Source organism: Microcystis sp. M49636_WE2, assembly GCF_030065375.1.
Lineage (GTDB): Bacteria > Cyanobacteriota > Cyanobacteriia > Cyanobacteriales > Microcystaceae > Microcystis > Microcystis aeruginosa_C.
In genome coordinates this window covers 1-3,897 of the sequence record NZ_JASJFG010000486.1, presented here as the reverse complement: position 1 = coordinate 3,897, position 3,897 = coordinate 1, and the positions used below count along the sequence as shown (strand labels likewise).

Below are 3,897 nucleotides of genomic sequence, written 5' to 3'. Positions count from 1 at the left end.
TTCTAAGATAGGTGGGACAATGCCGAATATTAAAGGAGACGATGGTGCGCTCAAAACCATCTTCAGCAATAGTAAAATTATCGCAGTGGTCGGGCATTCCGAGAAATCGAGCCGCGCCAGCTATCAGGTGGCCAAATTCCTGCAAGCGGTGGGTTATCGAGTCTATCCGGTCAATCCGATGGTCAAGCAAATTGACGGTCAAAGCTGCTATCCTTCTCTAGAGGCTATCCCCGAACCTGTGGATATTGTTAACGTTTTTCGTCATCCTGATTATCTGCCCGAAATTGTCGAGTCAGCTATTGCTATTCAGGCTGCTACTCTTTGGACACAATTGAAAATTTATCACCCAGTTGCGGAAAAAAAAGCGATCGAGGCAGGTTTAAATGTGATTATGGATGCTTGTATCCAGATAGAATATCAGCGTTTATTTCCCTAAAACAAAACCCCACCATGGGTGGGGTTTCGGGTTTAATTTAGGAAATCCTAGAAGGTAAAGGTTCCGCGGAGAGTGCCAATCCACTCGTTACCAGTACCTTTGAACTGTTCAGGTGCAGAAATCCAGATGACACCGGGGGTGATAGAAATATTGTCGGTGACTTGGTACTTGTAGAACAATTCAACGTGGTAGGGAACGATGTTAGATACTTTTAGACCCATTTCCCGGAAGCTTAAGTTACCGATGTAGGGCTGCGCACCAGCAAACAGACCTAGGATATTTCCTTCTTTACCTAAGTCGGGGAAGGCAATACCAGCACCGTAGGTCCACACTTCCGCATCACCGAGACCGAGTAAACGCACGGTGGAGTAGGAACCGAAGGCACTCAAGCTGGCGAAACCAATATCCACTGCACCGGTTAAACCGTAGCTATTGGATACTTTGGCATCGAAGTTGAAGAAACCAACCTTATCCTGTAGGGTTACTCTGTTAGGATTTCTGCCGTTGACGTTGAGCAGGGTGTTTAACTGAGTTTGGGAAAGGTTAGCCGCGGAAGTCCCCGTCACACCACGAGTACCACCGTTACCGAAGATAGCGGTGTCAGCACTTTGGTAAGCGTTAACGTAGGTAAAGCCAACGTTGAGGAAGTTAAAGAGGTTAGCGTTAATCTGTGCTAAAGCTGCGTAGTCCCCGTTAAAGAGACCGTTGCCCGGGTTGGGATCAGCAGGGGAAGTAGCACCACCGGCTAAGTAACCCAAAGATAGGGAGGTCGGACCGACAATGCTTTGGAGGAAGCCTAACTGTAGGCTAACACCGGCCCCAGAACCACCACCGATACGGTAGATGGGGTTTTCGGAAGCGAAGGTCGAAAGCGCACCATTACCACCGTCGAAGTCTTCAAAGAAGGGGTTAGTGGTGGGAACGAAGTCATTCCAAATACCGCCCCAAGCGGCGACGTAGGTGTTGAAGCGACCAAAATAACCTAAGTCAATCGGGGTATAGTAGGCCAACCAGTCGAGAACCACATCGCTACCGTTACCGGCGGCTGTCCAAGTTTGGAATAGGGAAGGGCTTTGCAGGTTATCGAATCTGACGGAAGCGGGATCACCATTTTGCAGTGTGGTGGTCGATTTGTAATCAAATCCAAAGGGAGTGGCACTACCCGCCGCTAAACGGGTTTTCAGCACGTCCTGACCGGTGAAGCTCGTGTTTAACAGCAAACGAGCGCGGTATTGCATGGCGGCCTGGGAGGCGGGGCTACCGGCACCGACCGTATCGGTAACGGCGAAGATAACTTCCCCAGCTAATTTGGTGGTGGTGGAGAATTGATTATTTTCGAGGAAAGACACCCGTCCTTCTAAGTTGTCAACTCTAGCTCCTAAAGCTGCTAACTCGGCTTGGAACTCATCCATCAAGCGCTTGAGAGCGTCTAAGTCTTCCTTGAGGACGTTGACACCATCTTGAATTAAACGTTCCATCACGTTTAAGCAAGCGTTTAAACCAGCCGCAAACTCCCAACGGGTTAAGGCTCGGTCGCCGCGGAAGGTGCGATCGGGATAACCAACAATACAACCATAGCGCTCCACAAGACTTCTTAAGGCCTCATAGGCCCAAGCGGTGGGGGAAACATCCCGCAGTTGGTTAACGCTGGTGACTTGATCGATGCTGTTGCCCTGTACGGGTGCAACTTGACCTTCGTTACCGTACTGTTCGATCTGATTGAGTAATTCGCCAGTTCCTGCACCGTTGTCCTGAACTTGAGCGATTTCTAGACTGTTAAATTCGGTAGAAACACTGGTAGATTTGGCGGGATCGAAGCTACTAGCATTAGCGGAAGCTACCAGGGTAGCTCCTAAAATCGCTGGGCTAACCAGCAATGATCTCCAGAACATTCTTAACATGATGGTTTTTTCCTCACACCTTATAGGTTGACTACACAGTTTGATGACGCATATAGCCTTGCTATTCTTCCGTTATTATACACGATTTAATTGCTTAGGGAAAGATGCGATCTCATTTTTTTTCCCTTGACCGGTTGACAAAGTGGCCACTAGGCTCTTCTGGTTTCTGTGTGGAAACCAGGCCTATACTGATAGTTACTTCAACAAAATAGCCCTAAAAGTTCTGCCCGATAATCATTTGACGATTCTATAAGCAAAAATTATCATACAAAGTCGAGAAGAACCGCCACCCTCTAGATACTAACGGCACTTAAACAAAAACTCAAGTAGGTTAGAATCCTTACGGAGAGGAAACTTAAGCTCAAATAACAGGCTCATCTAGACGAGTCGGGCAAGGTTCTCTGATTTTGATAACGACGACTGGACTGGGTTGTTGTCAGATTAATTGATAATTTCTATAGTGGCACTGTTAAATATGGAGTGATGCCTAATCAGCAAAACTTAACGCCCACAAAAACAGGTACAAGACCATGAAACAAAGAAAGATAGCCAATACACTGCGTAAAGCCTTGCTAGAAGATGGCAAGATGGAACGCGCTCTCTATGAATACGAATTAGAAGAACACATAGACTACTGGTACGAAGGTCTCAAGTCCGACCGTGATCAGTTTGTCTTTGCCGTCACGGAAAACTCCGGTGATGTGGCAATGGTATTGATTATGCCAGATAAAACTATCTACGTCAATGAGGAGGCGAGAGAGAAACTCTCTCAATTCTGGATAAAAGCTTATAAAAATAATATAAATCGATTAATTCCCATGATGGCGGACAATTTAGCCAATGATATTATCTCGGTCAATGGCGTTAAAACGGTGTCCCCAAACCAGAAGCGGCGCTGGGTTAGTTTGCGCCCGTAGAGTTAAAGTGAAGAAAGGCTCACTTAGGACAAAATTGGCACTATACTAAATCCGGTTATTAAAAACTGATTATCTATTCCCTCTTTTGCATGAGTGCCTCTCCTCATAACTAGCCTATACTCAACGGATTTAGTATTACTTCTGGTTCTGGGGTTCTCAGATGACGGGAAACCCCCAAAAACTATCCGCCCTTACCAATTGCTCGGTAAGGGCGGTGTAGCGGGTCATCGGAATCGACACCAGACTGCCGGAAGGAACTCCAGCTAGTCTAAATCTTGTTTAGACGTGGGGGTCTAGAGAACAGCCCCGGCGCACAGCCGGCTATTGTCGATTAAGAGACCCATGCTTTTACTACTTTCTACCATCGACATCACCTCCTGTATCCCTGAACGGATTAATTATTGAATTTATCTGCAATTAGCTTAACGCAGCTGTGCGGAAAAAATCAAGGCCGGCAGCTAAAAATTTTTTCGGCAGGCTCAGTTGGCCTCCAAAATGTAGATGGAGATAGGAAGCGTGCAGATTCTTACCTTGCCACCCTTCGGCATTGATAGCACTTTTGGGGAATGCTTGCAGTTGATAAATCGGTGCGTCGCTCACCCCGCTTAATTGGGAGCGATGGAATTCATGGCCGCGCACTGGT

Annotated in this window: 3 protein-coding genes and 1 pseudogene; 2 read left to right on the top strand and 2 right to left on the bottom strand. The window is 47.0% G+C overall.

The features are described from left to right. Window positions 1–19: 19 nt before the first annotated feature. A complete protein-coding gene (locus PX484_RS11425; protein WP_008201483.1) occupies window positions 20–436 on the top strand; it encodes a CoA-binding protein in 417 nt (138 codons plus the stop codon). Between the two features lie 47 nt (window positions 437–483). On the opposite strand, the gene PX484_RS11420 is transcribed toward PX484_RS11425, so the two are convergent. After that, window positions 484–2,337, bottom strand: a complete 1,854-nt coding sequence (locus PX484_RS11420) for an iron uptake porin (protein WP_287767079.1) — start codon at window positions 2,335–2,337, stop codon at window positions 484–486. A gap of 530 nt (window positions 2,338–2,867) precedes the next feature. Between PX484_RS11420 and PX484_RS11415 the strand changes: the two genes are divergently transcribed. After that, window positions 2,868–3,254 (top strand): hypothetical protein, encoded by a 387-nt coding sequence (locus tag PX484_RS11415; protein WP_002800703.1) that lies wholly within the window; start codon window positions 2,868–2,870, stop codon window positions 3,252–3,254. 417 nt (window positions 3,255–3,671) lie between these two features. On the opposite strand, the pseudogene PX484_RS11410 reads toward PX484_RS11415, so the two are convergent. Beyond that, a pseudogene (locus tag PX484_RS11410) lies at window positions 3,672–3,897 on the bottom strand (cobyrinate a,c-diamide synthase); the annotation flags it as partial.

What these genes read in the sequence shown, in the direction of transcription:
- PX484_RS11425 (WP_008201483.1), top strand. Translation starts at nt 20, where the DNA reads ATGCCGAATATTAAAGGAGACGATGGTGCGCTCAAAACCATCTTCAGC.
- PX484_RS11420 (WP_287767079.1), bottom strand. Translation starts at nt 2,337, where the DNA reads ATGTTAAGAATGTTCTGGAGATCATTGCTGGTTAGCCCAGCGATTTTA.
- PX484_RS11415 (WP_002800703.1), top strand. Translation starts at nt 2,868, where the DNA reads ATGAAACAAAGAAAGATAGCCAATACACTGCGTAAAGCCTTGCTAGAA.